17 protein-coding genes are annotated in these 17593 nt (G+C 72.3%); 5 read left to right on the top strand and 12 right to left on the bottom strand.

The features are described from left to right. The 10 genes from AB0J39_RS29530 to AB0J39_RS29485 form a co-directional block, all read right to left on the bottom strand. A partial coding sequence (locus AB0J39_RS29530) for an alpha/beta fold hydrolase (protein WP_363470505.1) occupies positions 1 to 1584 on the bottom strand: 1584 nt, incomplete at its 3' end. 227 nt (positions 1585 to 1811) lie between these two features. Then, the gene (locus tag AB0J39_RS29525; protein WP_363470502.1) at positions 1812 to 3323 is read right to left on the bottom strand and encodes a DEAD/DEAH box helicase; all 1512 of its coding nucleotides are present in this window, start codon (positions 3321 to 3323) and stop codon (positions 1812 to 1814) included. Between the two features lie 370 nt (positions 3324 to 3693). Then, positions 3694 to 3999: a metal-sulfur cluster assembly factor gene (locus AB0J39_RS29520; protein ID WP_363470516.1), complete on the bottom strand. Its 306-nt coding sequence runs from the start codon at positions 3997 to 3999 to the stop codon at positions 3694 to 3696. Between the two features lie 151 nt (positions 4000 to 4150). Then, positions 4151 to 4588 carry a Fe-S cluster assembly sulfur transfer protein SufU gene (gene sufU / locus AB0J39_RS29515; protein ID WP_169985945.1) on the bottom strand — a complete coding sequence of 146 codons (438 nt, stop codon included), beginning with the start codon at positions 4586 to 4588 and terminating at the stop codon, positions 4151 to 4153. Positions 4589 to 4591: 3 nt separating this feature from the next. Next, positions 4592 to 5854 carry a cysteine desulfurase gene (locus tag AB0J39_RS29510; protein ID WP_346228944.1) on the bottom strand — a complete coding sequence of 421 codons (1263 nt, stop codon included), beginning with the start codon at positions 5852 to 5854 and terminating at the stop codon, positions 4592 to 4594. Beyond that, positions 5854 to 6603, bottom strand: coding sequence for a Fe-S cluster assembly ATPase SufC (gene sufC, locus AB0J39_RS29505; protein WP_363470499.1), 750 nt, complete (start codon positions 6601 to 6603; stop codon positions 5854 to 5856). The genes AB0J39_RS29510 and sufC overlap by 1 nt, the downstream gene beginning before the upstream one ends. A gap of 7 nt (positions 6604 to 6610) precedes the next feature. Further along, positions 6611 to 6940: a non-heme iron oxygenase ferredoxin subunit gene (locus AB0J39_RS29500; protein ID WP_363470496.1), complete on the bottom strand. Its 330-nt coding sequence runs from the start codon at positions 6938 to 6940 to the stop codon at positions 6611 to 6613. Beyond that, positions 6937 to 8061, bottom strand: a complete 1125-nt coding sequence (sufD, locus tag AB0J39_RS29495; protein ID WP_363470493.1) for a Fe-S cluster assembly protein SufD — start codon at positions 8059 to 8061, stop codon at positions 6937 to 6939. The genes AB0J39_RS29500 and sufD overlap by 4 nt, the downstream gene beginning before the upstream one ends. Next, a complete protein-coding gene (gene sufB / locus AB0J39_RS29490) occupies positions 8061 to 9497 on the bottom strand; it encodes a Fe-S cluster assembly protein SufB (protein WP_363470513.1) in 1437 nt (478 codons plus the stop codon). The genes sufD and sufB overlap by 1 nt, the downstream gene beginning before the upstream one ends. Continuing rightward, a complete protein-coding gene (locus AB0J39_RS29485; RefSeq protein WP_363470510.1) occupies positions 9470 to 10195 on the bottom strand; it encodes a MarR family transcriptional regulator in 726 nt (241 codons plus the stop codon). The genes sufB and AB0J39_RS29485 overlap by 28 nt, the downstream gene beginning before the upstream one ends. Positions 10196 to 10549: 354 nt before the next feature. Between AB0J39_RS29485 and AB0J39_RS29480 the strand changes: the two genes are divergently transcribed. The 3 genes from AB0J39_RS29480 (at position 10550) to AB0J39_RS29470 (ending at position 13280) form a co-directional block, all read left to right on the top strand. Beyond that, positions 10550 to 11497 (top strand): ABC transporter ATP-binding protein, encoded by a 948-nt coding sequence (locus AB0J39_RS29480; RefSeq protein WP_363470490.1) that lies wholly within the window; start codon positions 10550 to 10552, stop codon positions 11495 to 11497. A gap of 56 nt (positions 11498 to 11553) precedes the next feature. Beyond that, positions 11554 to 12282: an ABC transporter permease gene (locus tag AB0J39_RS29475; RefSeq protein ID WP_363470508.1), complete on the top strand. Its 729-nt coding sequence runs from the start codon at positions 11554 to 11556 to the stop codon at positions 12280 to 12282. A gap of 86 nt (positions 12283 to 12368) precedes the next feature. Then, positions 12369 to 13280 carry an EamA family transporter gene (locus tag AB0J39_RS29470; RefSeq protein ID WP_363470487.1) on the top strand — a complete coding sequence of 304 codons (912 nt, stop codon included), beginning with the start codon at positions 12369 to 12371 and terminating at the stop codon, positions 13278 to 13280. 19 nt (positions 13281 to 13299) lie between these two features. Here AB0J39_RS29470 and AB0J39_RS29465 read toward each other — a convergent pair whose 3' ends face one another. Continuing rightward, entirely contained in the window at positions 13300 to 14010 is a 711-nt protein-coding gene (locus tag AB0J39_RS29465; RefSeq protein WP_363470485.1) for a GntR family transcriptional regulator, read from the bottom strand. Positions 14011 to 14154: 144 nt separating this feature from the next. Here AB0J39_RS29465 and AB0J39_RS29460 point away from each other — a divergent pair, with 144 nt between their 5' ends. Continuing rightward, positions 14155 to 15150, top strand: coding sequence for a COX15/CtaA family protein (locus AB0J39_RS29460; protein WP_363470482.1), 996 nt, complete (start codon positions 14155 to 14157; stop codon positions 15148 to 15150). Positions 15151 to 15155: 5 nt separating this feature from the next. Further along, positions 15156 to 15854, top strand: a complete 699-nt coding sequence (locus tag AB0J39_RS29455; protein ID WP_363470480.1) for an ElyC/SanA/YdcF family protein — start codon at positions 15156 to 15158, stop codon at positions 15852 to 15854. 375 nt (positions 15855 to 16229) lie between these two features. Here the strand turns inward: AB0J39_RS29455 and AB0J39_RS29450 are convergent, their stop codons facing one another. After that, on the bottom strand, positions 16230 to 17297 hold the full coding sequence (locus AB0J39_RS29450) for a lytic polysaccharide monooxygenase (RefSeq protein ID WP_363470477.1): 1068 nt from the start codon (positions 17295 to 17297) through the stop codon (positions 16230 to 16232). Positions 17298 to 17593 lie beyond the last annotated feature (296 nt).

The following is a 17593-nucleotide window of genomic DNA, read 5'->3' as shown; positions in this document are numbered from 1 at the left end:
CCCGGCCCGCAGGCTCGCCCGCCACCGCGGCGACGCCGTGGCGGCCAGGAGCCGGGCGGCGGTGGCGGCCGCGCCGCGACGCAGATCCGCCACGCTCGATTCGAGGGCGGCCGCGCGCGCCGGGTCCCCGGTGAGCCGCTCGGCCAGCGCCTGAGGAGACACCCGGGCGAGGTACCGGCGGGCCGCAAGCCGGGGGGCGGAAGCCGAGTGCGCCTGGAGGAAGAAGGGGGCCACGAGCGTGAGCCGGTCCACCGCGCCCGGATGGGCGGCCGCCGCCTCCACCGCCGCCGCGGCGCCGATGGAGTGACCGACGATGTGACGCGCGCCGGTCCCGGTCACGAGAGCGGCCAGCCAGGCCGGCCAGTCGTCGCGACCCCCCGCGCTCATCCCCAGTCCCGGCAGGTCGGCGGCACGGGCGTCGCCCATCGCCGTGACGACCGCCGCCCAGGTGTCGGCGTTGACCGGCAGGCCCGGCAGCACCACCGTGGGCGCGCCCTGCTCGCCGAGCTCGAACGTCCGCACCCCGCCCGCGTCGACGAACCGCCTGCCACCGGCGGGGGCGTCCCCGAAGCGACCGGCCGCCAGGTGGTCGGCCCAGCGGCGGATCGTCGTGGCGGTGTCCGGCATGGTCAGCCCGTGGCGAGCCGCGAAGGCACGCGCCGGGCCCGTGGGATAGCGGTCGGCCGACAGGAACGTCAGCGTCTCCGGATCGGCTTTCGTGAGTCTGCGGGGCAGGCGCTTCACCAGGGGCACCGGAACCCTCAGGCGGGGCGCCCTGACCCGGTAGTGCTCCGCGACGAGCTCGATCAGGCCAGGCAGCGCGGGCGTGTCGTCATCCAGCAGCCAGTAGGACGCGCGCTCGGTGGTCTCGTCCATCGGCAGCAGGGTCATGAACCGGGCGAGGTAGTCGACCGCGACCACCGGGACGAACGTCCGCGCGTTCCCCGGAACCGCCGCGAGACCGCCCTGCCAGAGGTCGCGCAGGGTCGACGCGAGCCCGAGGTACTGGCCGGCCTCGCCGGTGACGCTGTCACCGATCACGCTGGCCGGGTTGACCACCGACCAGGGCACGCCCAGCCGCTCCGCCTCGAATCGGAAGACGGCGTCCGCCTCCACCTTGGACGCCTCGTACGCGCCGAGGGCTTGGTATGCCTCCCGCCGCTGCTCCTTGCTCCAGGGACGGGGGTCCTGCCCGCCCACGCGATACCCCGAGACGTGGACGAGGCGGCGCAGGCGCGGCAGCCGCGCCGCGAAGGCGACGACCGCGCGAACGCTGTCGACGTTGGCCCGGCGGGCCTCGTCGGCCGGCATGCCGAACCGGTAGGCGCCGGCGCAGTTGTAGACCTCCGTCACGTCGCCGGCCTCCCCGTCGATCAGCGACGGCCCGGCGAGATCGACCCGGAGGTCGGCCGGGGCCGCGTCGTGCCCGTGCTCGGCCAGCCACCGGGTGAGCCGCCGGTAGGACTCGTGGCCGCGGCAGGCCGCGCTCACCCGGACGCCGGCCTGACCGAGCGCGAGGACCAGGTGGCGTCCGACGAAGCCGGTCGCGCCCAGGACCAGCGCGTGCCTGTCCACGGCGCTCACGACAAGACCTCCGTGCCCTCGTGGATCAGCTCGGGCATCGGCTCCACGAGCCACCCGCCGATCCCGGCTCCTGATGTTTCGATCACACCGCTAACACTAGACCGGTCTACATAGTTCGCGTCAAGAGGTGGCCGGGTCATCGCCATACGGAGCGCGTGTGAAGGATCGTCCCCACATGCCACCGGGCCGCCCGTACGGACGGCCCGGTGGTGGGAAGAGGGGTGGGATCAGCGGCCGGTGAACTGGCGGCCGCGACCGCCTTCGCCCGCGCCGTACCCGGCCTGCCCGCCGGCCCGGCCACGGTGGTGACCGCCGCCCCGCCCGCCGCGGGACTCGCCGCGTCCGTCACCGGCCCACGGCGCCCGGGACCGCTCACCCTGGTCGGGCCACCTGTGCCGGCCGTCGCCCTCGCCGGGGCGGTCGCCGCCACGGGGGCGGTCGCCGAAACGGCGACGGCCCCGCGGCTTGTCGTCCCGCTGCCTGTCGTCGTGCCCGGGCCGCAGCGGCGCGCGCACGTCGGGCTCCCACACGGCCACGGCCTCGCCGCTCGGCCGCCGGGCCCCGGCGATCTCGTTCAGGACCGGGTCGCCCGGCGCCACCCGGTGCCGTGACGCGGCGACCCCCGCCTTGCGGGTCATCGACTCGGTGGAGCGACGCTCGCTCGGCAGCACCAGCGTCAGCACCACGCCGCGCTCGCCCGCACGGGCCGTACGGCCGCCCCGGTGCAGGTAGCTCTTGTGGTCGGCGGGCGGATCCACGTGCAGCACGAGGCTCACGTCGTCGACGTGGATGCCGCGCGCCGCGACGTCGGTGCACACGAGCACCCCGATCTTGCCCTGGCGGAACCCGTCGAGGATGCGGGTGCGCTGGTTCTGCCGCTTGCCGCCGTGCAGGCCGCCCGCGCGGACCCCCGCCCGGGCCAGCTGCTTGACGACCCGGTCGACGCCGTGCTGGGTGCGCACGAACAGGATCGTACGGCCGTCCCTGTTGGCGATCTCGGCCGTCACGTCGGCCTTGTCGTCGCGCTGCACCTGGAGCAGGTGGTGCTCCATCGTGTCGACCGGGGAGGTGGCCGGATCCAGCGAGTGGACCACCGGGTCGGTCAGGAACCGCTGGACCAGCGTGTCCACGTCGCCGTCGAGCGTCGCGGAGAACAGCAGGCGCTGCCCGTCGGCGGGCGTGCGCGCGAGCAGCGCGCTCACCACGGGGAGGAAACCGAGGTCGCACATGTGGTCGGCCTCGTCGAGGACCGTGATCTGGACGTCGTCGAGCGCGCACGCGCCCTGCTCGATCAGGTCGGTGAGGCGGCCGGGCGTGGCGACCACGACGTCCACGCCCCGGCGCAGGTCCTCGATCTGGCGGCCCATCGGCATGCCGCCGACGACCGTCCTGGTGCGCAGCGACAGTCCCCGGCCGAGCGGCTCGATGGTGGCGGCGACCTGGAAGGCGAGTTCGCGGGTGGGCACCAGGATGAGGGCGCGGGGCCGGCGGGGCGCCGACTTGTCCCCCGCGATCCTGGCCAGCGTCGGCAGGCCGAAGGCGAGGGTCTTGCCGGAACCGGTCCGGCCGCGTCCGAGGACGTCGAGCCCGGCGAGGATGTCGGGGATGGCCGCCCGCTGGATCGGGAACGGCGTGGTGATGCCCTGCCGGGCGAGCCCTGTCACGAGCGGTCTGGGCAGCCCCAGCGTCCCGAACTCGGCAGGGGTGGTCGTGCCCTCGTCGAGGGCAGAGATGGTCACGAAATCGTGCCTTTCGAAGAAAGACGTGCCGGAACACGCGGGCGCGTCACTTCTGCGAAAGGACGAGCCGGGTCAGGCACGGCAGGCGTGCCGTGCCTGCGGGCGTCACAGGCCGAATGACGACGGCCTGCGGCCCGCACGATGCCGTGAGCACACGTCCCGCAGAAGTGGAGACCGCCGGGGGCGGCTCTCACGGACGCCTTTCACTCACGTCGCACAAGGAAGAGCAAAAAACGATCGTACGGCATTCCCGCATCGCATCGGCCGTCCCGGCCCGGGACACGCTCCGCGTGGGGGGACAAGCGCGCGTCCCGCCGCGTGCGGACGCGGCGGGACGGTGCGGGTTCTCTCCGGCCGGAGGCCGCCGGGATCAGACGTTGAAGCCGAGCATCCTGAGCTGGTCGCGGCCCTCTTCAGTGATCTTGTCCGGGCCCCACGGCGGGAGCCAGACCCAGTTGATGACCACGTTGGAGACCAGGTCGGCGAGCGCCGAGTTGGCCTGGTCCTCGATCACGTCGGTCAGCGGGCAGGCGGCGCTGGTCAGCGTCATGTCGATGGTGGCGATCGGGCGCTCGCCCTCGCCGGCCGGGTCGAGGTTGACGCCGTACACGAGGCCGAGGTCCACCACGTTGATCCCCAGCTCGGGGTCCACGACGTCCTTCAGCGCGTCGAGCACGTCGTCGAGGCTGGTCTCCCCGTCGTAGGTGCCGGGGGCGACCTCGGTCGCGGTTCCCGTCGGGGTCTCGGTCGGCTTGCTCACGTCGTCTCCTCACCTCGCGGCGCCCGCGGAGCGACGCCGTACTTCCCAACACGGCGGAGGCCGCCGGTCATCCCTGGCTCCTCATGAGCGCGTCCTTGTAGGCCATCCAGGCCAGCAGCGCGCACTTGACGCGGGCGGGGAACTTCGCCACACCGGCGAACGCCACCGCGTCACCCAGCACGTCCTCGTCCGGCTCCACCTGGCCCCTGCCCTGCATGAGCCGGGTGAACTCCTCCACGACCGACAGCGACTCCTCCACGGTGGAGCCCGTGGCGAGCTCGTGCAGCACCGAGGCGGCGGCCTGGCTGATGGAGCAGCCCTGACCGTCGTAGGACACGTCGAGCACCTTGCCGCCGTCGGCCACCTTCACCCGCAGCGTCACCTCGTCGCCGCAGGTCGGGTTGACGTGGTGCACCTCGGCGTCGTACGGGTCGCGCAGGCCGCGCCCCTGGGGATGCTTGTAGTGCTCCAGGATCAGCTCCTGGTACATCGATTCAGCGATCATGGCTCAGCCGAACACCTTCTGCACGTGGTGGAGGCCGCGGACCAGTGCGTCGATCTCGGCCGTCGTGTTGTACAGGTAGAAAGACGCCCGTGTGGTCGCGGGAATTCCGAACCTGAGGTGCAGCGGCCGGGCGCAGTGATGACCTACCCGGACCGCGATCCCGTACACGTCGTCGAGGATCTGCCCCACGTCGTGGGGGTGGATCCCCTCCAGGGTGAACGAGATCGTGCCACCGCGGGCGATGGGCGTACGCGGGCCGATGATCCTGAGCCCCGGGACCTCCGGCAGCGCCTCCAGCGCGTACGCGACGAGTTCCTTCTCGTGCGCCTTGATCTGGTCCATGCCGACGGCGGTCAGGTAGTCGGCGGCGGCGCCGAGGCCGATCGCCTCGACGATGGGCGGTGTTCCGGCCTCGAACTTGTGCGGCACCGGCGCGTAGGTCGAGCGGTCCATCCAGACCGCCTCGATCATCTCGCCGCCGCCGAGGAACGGCGGCATCGCGTCGAGCAGCTCGCGGCGGCCCCACAGCACGCCGATGCCGGACGGCCCGACCATCTTGTGGCCGGTGAACGCGACGAAGTCGACGCCCAGTTCGGTCACGTCCACCGGCTGGTGGGGCACCGACTGCGACGCGTCGAGCATCATCAGCGCGCCGACCTCGCGCGCGCGGGCCAGGATCGGCGAGACCGAGTTGACCGTGCCCAGCACGTTCGACTGGTGCGTGATCGACACGATCTTCGTGCGCTCGTTGACCAGCTCCTCCAGGCCCTCGACGTCGAGGCGGCCCTCGTCGGTCACGGGGAACCAGCGCAGCGTCGCGCCGGTCCGCTGCGCGAGCAGCTGCCACGGCACGATGTTGGAGTGGTGCTCCATCTCCGAGATGACGATCTCGTCGCCGGGGCCGATCCGGAACCGCTCGTCCTCGCCGACGGGGTTGCCGAAGGCGTACGCCACGAGGTTGAGGGCCTCGGAGGCGTTCTTGGTGAAGACGATCTCGTCGCGCGACGGGGCCTTCACGAACGCGGCGATCTTGTCACGGGCGGCCTCGTAGGCCTCGGTCGACTCGCTGCCCAGCACGTGCAGCGCCCGGCCGACGTTGCCGTAGTGCCAGGTCAGGTGATCGCGCATGGTCTCGATCACCTGGGTCGGCTTCTGGGAGGAGTTGCCGGAGTCGAGGTAGACCAGCGACCTGCCTCCGGGAAGTTCGCGGCCGAGGACCGGGAAGTCCTTCCTGATCCTCTCCACGTCGAAGCCGGGCGCACTCATCAGGCGGACGCCGCCTTCGTGTAGGCCTCGTAGCCCTCGTTCTCCAGCTTGTCGGCCAGCTCGGGGCCGCCCTCCTCCACCACGCGCCCGCCGGCGAAGACGTGGACGAAGTCCGGCTTCACGTAGCGCAGGATGCGGGTGTAGTGGGTGATCAGCAGCACGCCGGTGTCGCCGCTCGCGCGGAACCGGTTGATGCCCTCGGAGACCACACGCAGGGCGTCGACGTCGAGGCCGGAGTCGGTCTCGTCCAGCACGGCGATCTTGGGCTTGAGCAGCTCCAGCTGGAGGATCTCGTGGCGCTTCTTCTCACCGCCGGAGAAGCCCTCGTTGGTGTTGCGCTGGGCGAAGGCCGGGTCGATGGACAGCGCGTCCATGCCCGACTTCAGCTCCTTGGCGAAGTCGCGCAGCTTGGGCGCCTCGCCGCGGACCGCGGTGATCGCCGAGCGCAGGAAGTTCGACACGCTGACACCGGGGACCTCGACCGGGTACTGCATGGCGAGGAAGAGGCCGGCGCGGGCGCGCTCGTCCACCGACATCTCCAGCAGGTCCTCGCCGTCGAGCAGCACGGAGCCGGAGGTGATCGTGTACTTCGGGTGGCCGGCGACGGCGTAGGCCAGCGTCGACTTGCCCGAGCCGTTCGGGCCCATGATGGCGTGCGTCTCGCCGCTGCGGACCGTCAGGTCGACGCCGCGCAGGATCTCCTTGTCGCCCACGGCGACGTGCAGGTCACGGATCTCAAGAGTGGACACGAGTTATTTACTCCTTCGAGAGCGAGACGTACACGTCGTCGCCTTCGATCTTGACACGGTAGACGTTGACGGGCCTGGTCGCGGGCGGCCCGGTGGGCTTGCCGCTGCGCAGGTCGAAGCAGGAGCCGTGCAGCCAGCACTCCAGGGTGTGGTCGTAGACCTCGCCCTCGCTGAGCCGCACCTCCGCGTGGGAGCACACGTCGTGCAGGGCGAAGACCTCGCCGCCGGTCCGCACCAGCGCGACCGGCGTCTCGCCGACCTCCAGGCCGAGGACGCCGCCGTCGGGGATGTCCCCGACCTGGCAGACCTTCTCCCAGTGGACGGTCTCAGCGCTCATCTGGCCAGCTCCGCCTCGACGGCCGACAGGACCCGCTCGCGGATCTCCGGCACCTCGATCTGCTCGATGAGCTGGGCGAAGAACCCGTGGATGACCAGGCGGCGCGCCTCGTCGAACGGGATGCCGCGGGCCTGCAGGTAGAACAGGTGCTCGTCGTCGAGGCGGCCGGACGCGGACGCGTGGCCCGCTCCCGCGACCTCGCCGGTGAGGATCTCCAGGTTCGGCACCGAGTCGGCGCGGGCGCCGTCGGTGAGGATGAGGTTCCGGTTCAGCTCGTAGGTGTCGGTGCCCTCGGCCTCGGCCCGGATGATCACGTCCCCGATCCAGACCGCGTGCGCGGCGTCGCCCTGCAGCGCACCCTTGTAGGTCACGTTGCTGCGGCAGTTCGGCACGCTGTGGTCCACCAGGAGGCGGTGCTCCAGGTGCTGGCCGGCGTCCACGAAGTACAGCCCGGTGAGGTCGGCGTCGCCGCCGGGGGCGGTGTACGACACCGAGGGCGACAGCCGTACGAGGTCGCCGCCGAGGGTGACCACGAACGAGCGGAACGTCGCGTCCTTGCCGAGCCGCGCGTGGTGGTGGGAGACGTGCACGGCGTCGTCGTCCCAGTCCTGCAGGCTGACGACCTTGAGCGTCGCGCCCTCGGCCACGTCGAACTCGACGTTGTCGGCGTAGACGGCGCTGCCGCGGTGGTCCAGGACCAGCACGGCCTCGGCCATCGGCTCCACCGACACGAGGATGTGCCCGTACGCCGAGGCGCCCGCCCCGGACCCCCGCAGGGTGATCACGGTGGGCCGGGAGGCGGCCGTCATCTTCGGCACCGTGACGACGGTGGCCTTCTCGAACGACGAGTACGCCTGCGCGCTGACCCGGTCGGCCGGCGTGTAGGCCTTGCCGAGCCGGGCGTCGTCGCGGCCGACGGTCTCGACGCGCACCTCGGGCGCGGCCTCGACGTCCGCCACGACGCCGCCGGTGACGGCGGCCGTGCCGTTGTGCAAACCCTTGAGCCGCGACAGCGGCGTGAACCGCCACTCCTCCTCGCGGCCCGTCGGCACCGGGAAGTCCGCCACGTCGTACGACGCCTTCTCGTGCAGCGTCGACAGCGGTTTGGTCTCCAGGCCCATCAGCCGACCGCTCCTTCCATCTGCAGCTCGATCAGGCGGTTGAGCTCCAGGGCGTACTCCATGGGCAGCTCGCGGGCGATCGGCTCGACGAAGCCGCGCACGATCATGGCCATCGCCTCGTCCTCGCCGAGGCCGCGGCTCATCAGGTAGAACAGCTGGTCCTCCGACACCTTGGAGACCGTGGCCTCGTGGCCCATCGACACGTCGTCCTCACGGACGTCCACGTACGGGTAGGTGTCGGACCGGCTGATCTGGTCGACGAGCAGCGCGTCGCACTTGACGGTCGAGGCCGAGCCGGCCGCGCCCTCGTCGATCTGCACCAGGCCGCGGTAGGACGTGCGGCCGCCGCCGCGCGCCACGGACTTGGAGATGATCGTGGAGGACGTCTTGGGCGCGAGGTGCACCATTTTGGCGCCCGCGTCCTGGTGCTGGCCCTCGCCGGCGAAGGCGACCGACAGCGTCTCGCCCTTGGCGTGCTCGCCCATCAGGTAGACGGCCGGGTACTTCATCGTGACCTTGGAGCCGATGTTGCCGTCGATCCACTCCATGGTCGCGCCCTCGTACGCCACGGCGCGCTTGGTGACCAGGTTGTAGACGTTGTTCGACCAGTTCTGGATCGTCGTGTAGCGGCAGCGGGCGCCCTTCTTCACGATGATCTCGACGACCGCCGAGTGGAGCGAGTCGGACGAGTAGATCGGCGCGGTGCAGCCCTCGACGTAGTGGACGTAGGAGTTCTCGTCCACGATGATCAGGGTCCGCTCGAACTGGCCCATGTTCTCGGTGTTGATCCGGAAGTAGGCCTGCAGCGGGATCTCGACGTGCACGTTCGGCGGCACGTAGATGAACGAGCCGCCCGACCACACGGCCGTGTTGAGCGCGGCGAACTTGTTGTCGCCCACCGGGATCACCGAGCCGAAGTACTCCTTGAAGAGCTCCTCGTGCTCGCGCAGCCCGGTGTCGGTGTCGACGAAGATGACACCCTTCTCCTCGAGGTCCTCACGGATCTTGTGATAGACGACCTCGGACTCGTACTGGGCGGCGACGCCGGCGATGAGGCGCTGCTTCTCCGCCTCGGGGATGCCGAGCTTGTCGTAGGTGTTCTTGATGTCGGCGGGCAGCTCGTCCCAGGACGCGGCCTGCTTCTCCGTCGAGCGGACGAAGTACTTGATGTTGTCGAAGTCGATGCCCGTGAGGTCAGAGCCCCAGGTCGGCAGCGGCTTCTTCCCGAACAGCCGAAGGCCCTTGAGGCGCAGGTCGAGCATCCACTCCGGCTCGTTCTTGAGCGCGGAGATGTCGCGGACGACCTCTTCGGACAGCCCACGCCGGGCCGTGGCCCCAGCCACGTCCGTGTCGGCCCAGCCGAACTTGTAATTCCCGAGGCCTTCCAGCTCCGGGCGGTCGGTGACAGTCACCTTCCGGACTCCTTGCTCGTCGATGTGCTCGATAGGTCGGTACGCGCGTGCCGTGCGGCGAGCGCGTGAGAACTCACATGGGTGGTGCAGACCCCGTCGCCGTTGGCGATCGTGGCCAGCCGCTGCACCGGGGTGCCCAGCAGCCGGGCGAACGCCTCGGTCTCCGCCTCGCACAGCTGCGGGAACTGCGCCGCGACGTGCGCGACCGGGCAGTGGTGCTGGCACAACTGCTCGCCGCCCTTGCCCCCGCCCCGCTCAATCGCCGTGGCCGACGCCGCGTAGCCCTCCGTGGACAGAGCCTCGGCCAGCACGCGGACCCGCTGCTCGGCCGGGACCTCGCGCATGAGCGCTTCGAGCCGGCCGACCAGTCCGGACACCTGCGCCCGCGCGAACTCCGACACGGCCTCGCCGCCGAGACGCTCGGCCAGGAAGCGCAGCGCGCTGCCGGCCAGGTCGTCGTAGGCGTGGACGAAGGCGCTGCGGCCCGCGTCGGTGATCGCGAACATCTTCGCGGGCCTGCCGCGCCCCCGCTGGCCGCGCGGGCGGGCCGTACGGGGCTCTATCATGCCCTCGGCCAGCAGCGCGTCGAGGTGACGGCGGACCGCGGCCGGCGTCAGGCCGAGCCGCTCGCCCAGCGCCGCGGCGGTGACCGGACCGTGCTCCAGGATGAGCCGCGCCACCCTGGCCCGGGTCCCCCGCTCGGCGCCGATGTCCTTGCTCACGACGTCCTTGTACGCAGGGGTCGCCGGAACCGGCCGCGTCACCACGGCCTTCTCGGCGTTCTGCTTCCCCTGCACGTATTTCACAACATCAGTGTGCCGTAATTCCTTCCCGGCCGACAAACGCAAGCCGAGGTCCACGAGAATGTAATTTCTCACGCAGGTAAGCCTTACCTAACCTGCGACGACGAGACTTTTCCCCATCCTTTACCTCGGAGGTCTGGAATGACGGCACTCTCCGACGAGAGCGCGCCTCCCGCTCCCTAGACTCGATGCCGTCGACGACTGACCAGGACGACCCGCATCCGGCCGGCTCTGGCGGTCGGTCCGTGAGGGGAGGCCGGTGGAGTGCCGGGGGTGGACAGCACGCTTGACAGCACGCGTGGCGGCGCGGACGACGGCGCTCCCGCGGTCGAGATCGACGGGCTGGTCAAGCGGTACGGGAGCACCACGGCCGTCGACGGGCTGACCCTCACCTGCGCCCGGGGCGCCGTCACGGCGATCCTCGGGCCCAACGGCGCCGGCAAGACCTCCACGATCGAGATCTGCGAGGGCTTCCGCCGGCCGGACGGCGGGACCGTCCGCGTGCTCGGCCTGGACCCGGCCGACCCCGCCCTCAGACCGCGCCTGGGGATCATGCCGCAGACGGGCGGGGTGCCTCCCGCCGCCCGCGCCGGCGAGTGGCTGCGGGTGGTCTCCCGGTTCTACGCCCATCCGCTCGACCCGGACGCCCTGCTCGGCCTGCTCGGCCTGGCCGGGCACGCGCGCACGCCGTACCGGCGGCTGTCGGGCGGGCAGCAGCAGCGCCTGTCGCTCGCGGCGGCGGTGATCGGGCGGCCCGAACTGGTCTTCCTCGACGAGCCGACCGCCGGGCTCGACCCGCAGGCGCGCCACGCCTGCTGGGACCTCGTCACGGCGCTGCGCGCCGCCGGGGTGTCGGTGGTGCTGACGACCCACCAGATGGACGAGGCGGAGAAGCTCTCCGACCACGTGGTGGTCATCGACCACGGCCGGGTGGTGGCCGAGGGCACGCCGGAGTCGCTGACCGGCGCCGAGCGCCAGCTCAGGTTCCGCGCGCGGCCGGGGCTCGATCTGGAGGAGCTGCTGGCCGCGCTGCCGCCGGGCAGCGCCGCCAAGGAGTCGCCCTCGGGGCACTACATCATCGAGGGGCAGGTCGGCCCCCAGCTGCTCGCGACCGTCACCGCCTGGTGCGCCACCGAGGGCGTCACCACCGAGGATCTGCGCATCGAGCGGCGCACGCTGGAGGACGTCTTCCTCGAACTGACCGGCAGGGAGCTGCGGTGACCACGTTCGCCACGCTGGACCTCACGCCGCGGCCGGGGGCCGCGCCGCTGCGCCGGATGGTCCTCGCCCAGGCGGGCGCGGAGATCCGGGCCATGCTGCGCAACGGCGAGCAGCTCCTGCTCACGATGATCATCCCGATCCTGCTGCTGGCCGGCTTCAGCACGGCCCCGTTGCTTGACGTCGGCGACGGCCGGCGCGTCGACTTCGTCGCCCCCGGCATCCTCGCGCTCGCGGTCATGTCGACCGCGTTCACCGGGCAGGCGATCGCGACCGGCTTCGAGCGGAGGTACGGCGTGCTCAAACGCCTGGGCGCGACCCCGCTGTCGCGGTCCGGGCTGCTGCTGGCCAAGACCGTCGCCGTCGTCGCCGTGGAGGCGCTGCAGGTCGTGGTGATCGTCGCGGTGGCGCTGGCGCTCGGCTGGTCGCCGCACGGCGGCCCGTCGTGGGGGCCGCTGTGGGCCGTGCCGCTCCTGCTGCTGGGCACGGCGGCATTCAGCGGCCTCGGCCTGCTCATGGCCGGCACGCTCCGGGCGGAGGCCACGCTGGCCGGGGCCAACCTGGTCTACCTGGTGCTGCTCGGGGTCGGCGGCGTGCTGTTCCCGCTGGACCGGTTCCCCGCCGGTGTCCGGCACGTGCTCGAACTGCTGCCGATCAGCGCGCTCACCTCCGGCCTGCGGACCGTCCTGAGCGCCGGCGGCGGCTTCCCCGGCGGCGCGCTGCTCGTGCTGCTGTGCTGGACGGTGGCCGCGCTCGCCCTGGCCGCCCGCACGTTCCGCTGGGAATGACCCAGGGGGGCGTACCCGCTGCCTGAGGACCCCTGCATATGATTGCGGGCGTTGTCCGTGATCAATGGCAGTGTGGGGTCGCCGGCATGACCGCTGAATCCCTTCCGGGGGCCGAGCCGTATCGGATGAGGCCGTCGCCGGGCAGGGCGCTACGGGCCGCGTCGGACGCGATACCGCCGCCGGGCCTGGTGCTGCTGGCCGTCCTGTCGGTCCAGGTGGGCGCCGGGCTGGCCAAGAACCTGTTCACCCAGCTGCCTCCTACGGCCGTGGTGTTCCTGCGCATCGCCACCGGCGCGGTCATGCTGCTGGCCGTCGTCCGGCCCCGGGTGCGCGGGCTGTCGCGGCGCGACCTCGCCGTCGGCGCCGCCTTCGGGCTCAGCCTCGGCCTGATGAACCTGTCGTTCTACGAGGCCCTCGCCCGGCTGCCGATCGGGATCGCGGTGTCCATCGAGTTCGTCGGGCCGCTCACCCTGGCCGTGGTGTCCTCCCGGCGCAGGCTCGACCTGCTGTGGGTGGCGCTGGCCGCCGCCGGCGTGGTCCTGCTCGCCCCCTGGGGCGATGCGGGGACCGCGACCTGGGCGGGGATCGGGTTCGCCGCGATGGCGGGGGCGTTCTGGGCCGCCTACATCGTGTTCTCCCAGGCCACCGGGGCCCGCTTCCCCGGCGCGAGCGGGCTGTCGTTCGCCATGATCGTGGCGACGGTCGTCATCGCGCCCATCGGCGTCACCGCGGGCGGAAGCGACCTGCTGCGGCCCGAGATCCTGCTCATCGGGGCCGGGGTCGGCCTGCTCTCCTCGGTCATCCCCTACTCGCTGGAGCTCGAGGCGCTGCGCCGGATGCCCAAGCGGGTCTTCGGGATCCTGATGAGCCTGGAGCCCGCCGTCGCCGCCCTCGTCGGCCTGTTCGTCCTGGGCGAGGTGCTCCAGGTCCGCGAGTGGGCGGCGATCGGCTGCGTGGTCGTCGCCTCCATCGGCGCCACGCGCCGGGGCGACGGCTGACCCGGCCCGTTCGGGCGGCTCATTCCGCGGCAGGGCCGCCCGACCAGATCCCCCGTACGTGCCGGAGGTGGTGGTTCATCAGGCTCTCGGCCGCCGCGGCGTCGCCGCGTACGAGGGCGTCGAGGAGGTCGAGGTGCTCGCGCGCCGAGGCCGCGAGCAGCCGCGCGTCGGGCAGGCCGCGCAGCCCGTAGAGCCGGGCCCGGGCGCGCAGGTCCCTGACCGTCTCGACCAGCCGGACGTTGCCCGACAGGGCCAGCAGCGCGAGGTGGAACCGCTGGTCGGCGGCCACGTAGGCGAGCAGGTCGCCCCTTTCCGCGGCCGAGACGATCTCCTCGGCGATCGGGCGCAGGTCCTCGGCCTCCTCCGCCGGGGCCTGCCCGGCGAGCCGGGCCACCGTGGGCACCTCGAGCAGCCGCCTGATCTCGACGATCTCGTCGAGGTCGCGCTCGGACACCTCCGCGACCCGGAAGCCCTTGTTGCGCAGCGCCTCGAACAGGCCCTCCTTGGCGAGGTCGAGCATGGCCTCCCGCACCGGTGTGGCGGAGACCCCGAACCTCGCCGCCAGCGCGGGGGCCGAGTACACGACGCCGGGCCGCATCTCCCCGGCCACCACCGCGTCGCGCAGCGCCTGCGCCACCCGCTCGCGCAGGTTCTTCTGCCGCGTTCCTCCGTCCGGTGCGCGGAGGTCGTCGCTCGTGCGTCCCGCCGGTCCGTCCCACGCCCCGCCCATCGACCGGCCACCGCCCTCCTCGGTCCCGTACGGCCGATCGTACCCGGCCAGGCCGCGGAGATGATCACCGCGGGCGGCGGAGTCGGCAGGACGGCGTGCGGCCCGGAGAAGGGACCACCCACAGGGCCACCTACGATTGATGCCGTGAATCCCACGACCGGCCGGATCCGCGCCACGCTGCTCGCCTTCTACCGCTCGTTCATGTTCCCGACGAACGAGTCGATGCGGCGGTGGGCGCTGGCGGCGATCGTGGTCAACGTCGGCATCACCGTCACCGGCGCCGCCGTGCGCGTCACCGGCTCCGGACTCGGCTGCCCGACCTGGCCGCGCTGCACGCCCGACAGCTTCGTGCCGGCGAGGATCGACACGCACGCGCCGCTCAACATGGCGATCGAGTTCGGCAACCGGCTGCTGGCGTTCCTCGTCCTCGCGGTCGCGGTGCCGTGTGTGATCGCCGCCTGGAAGCTGTCGCGGGGCGAGCGCGGCCCGGTCCTGCTGCGGCTCGCGCTGGTGCAGCCGGCCGGCGTCGTCGTCCAGGCCCTGTGGGGCGGGCTCGTGGTCCACACGATGCTCAACCCGGTGACCGTCAGCGTCCACTTCCTGCTGTCCATCGGCATGATCGCCGCCGCCGTCGTGCTGTTCGCGCGGGCGGGCGAGGGCGACGCACCGGCGGAGGGGCTGGTCCGCAAGGAGATCCGCACGCTGGGGTACGTGCTGGCCGCGGCCGCCTTCGCGCTGCTGCTGGCCGGGGTGGTGGTGACCGGCACCGGGCCGCACTCGGGCGACGACGCGGCCTCCCGCTTCGGCTTCGACATCCAGAGCGTGGTGCGGCTGCACACCGACATCGCCTACGTCGTCGTCGGGCTGACGTTCGCCCTGTTGCTGGCCCTGCGCGTCACCGACTCCCCCGGCCCGGCCCGGCGCGCCGCGCTCGTGCTGCTCGTGGTGGAGCTTTCCCAGGGCGTGGTCGGCTACGTGCAGTACTTCCTCGCGGTCCCCGCGGCGCTGGTGCTCCTGCACGTGCTGGGAGCGACGCTCGTGTGGATCTGCGCGCTGCGCGTCGTGTTCCTGCTGCGGTCCCGGGGCCCCGCGCCCGCCCCCGCGCCCGAGCGGCCGGAGCTCCACCACGCGGGGGTCTGACCCCGGTGAGCGTCCTACGCCCCTGGACCTGGTCGCGTACGGCCCTGCGCCGGGGCTTCCAGGGGCTGGTCGCCCTGAGCGTGCTGCCGCTGGCGCCGACGACCTGGGCCTGGCTGACGAGCGCCGGCCACCGGGTGACCGCCGAGCCGGGCACGCGCTGGACCGCCGAGGTGCCCGCGATGCCCGCCGCGCTCGTGCTGGGCGCGGGCGTCCGTGACGGGCGGCCCAGCCCGATGCTGCGCGCCCGCCTCGACATCGCGGCCGAGCTGTACCGAACGGGCAGGGTGCGGGCCCTGCTGCTGTCCGGCGACAACAGCCGCAGGGACTACGACGAGCCCTCGGTCATGCGCGACTACCTGGTCTCCGGCGGCGTGCCGGCGGACAGGATCGTCCTCGACTACGCCGGGTTCGACACCTGGGACTCCTGCGTGCGGGCCAAGGAGATCTTCGGCGCGTCCCGTCTCGTCGTCGTGACCCAGGTGTTCCACCTCCCCCGGGCCGTGGCGCTGTGCCGTACGGCCGGGCTGGACGCGTTCGGGGTCGGCGACGACTCGAGCCGCGACTGGCCGGCGGAGACGGTGGCCTACGCCGTCAGGGAGATCCCCGCCTCGGCCAAGGGCCTGGCCGACGGCCTGGTGCTGCGCTCCTCCCCGCGGTTCCTCGGCCGGCGCGAGACGACGCTCGACCACGCCCTGGCCCGCTGACTTCCGTCTCCGGCGAGCGGCCGTAACGGGCTGCCGGGGGATGCCCGCGGCGAAACTTTCATCGCGCGGCGGCCCCCGAACTGGGCGGACAGGGCACGCCGGAGCGGGTCCGCTGGTCCGATGCGTTTCGGCCGATTAGGGTCCGGGCCAGCTGGGAGCGCTCCCACCATCCTCAGGGAGGTGAGGCCACACCCACAGTGGCTATCGCACCGCGGGTACGAGAGGCGGATCCTCCTCCGCCCACCCATCGCGCAACGCCCGGGGAGCCGCCGCGACGGCCTCCCCGGGCGTCTCCCCCGGCACCAGGGCGCGAAGCCCCCGGCGAGTGCCGGGCGGATCAGGCGGCGCCCGTCCGCCCGGCGGCGCGGGAAGCCGTCAGCCGCAGCTGATGTCGCTGATCGACGGGGTGGCCGAGCCGCTGCCGAGGAAGCCGGCCGTGGCCGAGGCTCCGGGGGCCAGCGTCTTGTTCCACTCCGGCGCGTGGATCATCATGAACGGCCCGCTCTGCATGGACGTCCCGTTCCACGCCTGCGTGAGCGTCGTGCCCAGGGGCATCGCCCACTGGACGTACCAGTCGTTGAGCGGACTCGTCCCGGTGTTCTTGATCGTGACCTCGCCCTGGAAGCCGCCCTGCCAGGTGTTGGTCAGCTTCACCGTGGCCGTGCACGCCGGGTTCGCCGGCGTCGGGGAGGGCGAGGGGGACGGCGACGGGTCGTTCGTGGCGGGCGTGGGGCTCGGCGAAGGGCTCGGCGAAGGGCTGGGCGAGGCGCCGTCGCGGAGGAAGTTCACGTCCGAGCAGCCGTAGAAGGTCTCCTGGCTGTCGGACCGGAACCAGACGGCGTAGATGATGTGCCGGCCGCTCTTGTCGGGCAGCCTGCCGGAGAAGCGGTAGGCGCCGTTGCTGACCGCGGGCTCGGGGTCGACCGTGAGGAACGGCTGCTCCTCCATGTCCGCCCACGTCAGCGGCTTGGTCGGGTTCCAGCCGTCCTTGGTGACGTAGAGCTTGAAGCCGCCGGGGTGCGGCACCCACGCGCCGTAGACGAAGTCGTAGGTGCTGTTCGCCTTCAGCGTGGTGGTCGGCCAGTCGGTCCTGGGCGCGTCATAGGCGGCGTACTTGCTGAAACCGCCGCTGCACAGCTGGCCGTCGGGGATGAAGCCCCGGGTGCGGCCGCCCCCGTCGGAGCGGAGCACGCCGTACCAGTCGTAGAGGGGCTGGGTGCCGCCGGCCGCCACGGCGTCCTTGCAGGCGGGGTTGTTGGGGATGATCTGGCCGCCGGTGAGGCCGTCGGTGTAACACGCGTACGTCCGGCTCGCCGGGGCCTGCAGGGCGCCGTGCGCCTCGGCCGCGGTCTGCGTCAGGACCGCGACGACGCCGGCGAGCACGGCCGCCACCGCGGCGAGCACGGCGAGTTTGCGCCCGGATCTCAGGGACAGCGATCTCAAACGCGGGGATTGCACTGAAGTTCTCCTCTTGGTGGGCGGGCACGCCTTCCGGGGAAGGTCGCGCCGTCAGGGGCTGTCGTACGAGAAGAACGCATGCGGCATCGCCACACGCCCTCCTGGAGCCCACCCATCAAGTGGCCACCGCGCACAGTGATTGAAGCACGCGCGGGCCGCCCGGGCCAAGAGCCGGACAGGCCGTACGGCCCGGGCGCCTGCTCAGGAGCCGGCTGAGCCCGTCCGGCTCCGCCGGGGGGCGCCGTCGGCGTCCCGGGCCACCTCGGCGCGGATCGCCGCTC

Source organism: Microbispora sp. NPDC049633 (assembly GCF_040675265.1).
Taxonomy (GTDB): Bacteria; Actinomycetota; Actinomycetes; order Streptosporangiales; family Streptosporangiaceae; genus Microbispora; species Microbispora maris.
The sequence above is the reverse complement of the archived record's forward strand: the minus strand, read 5'-3'. Positions and strand labels throughout refer to the sequence as shown.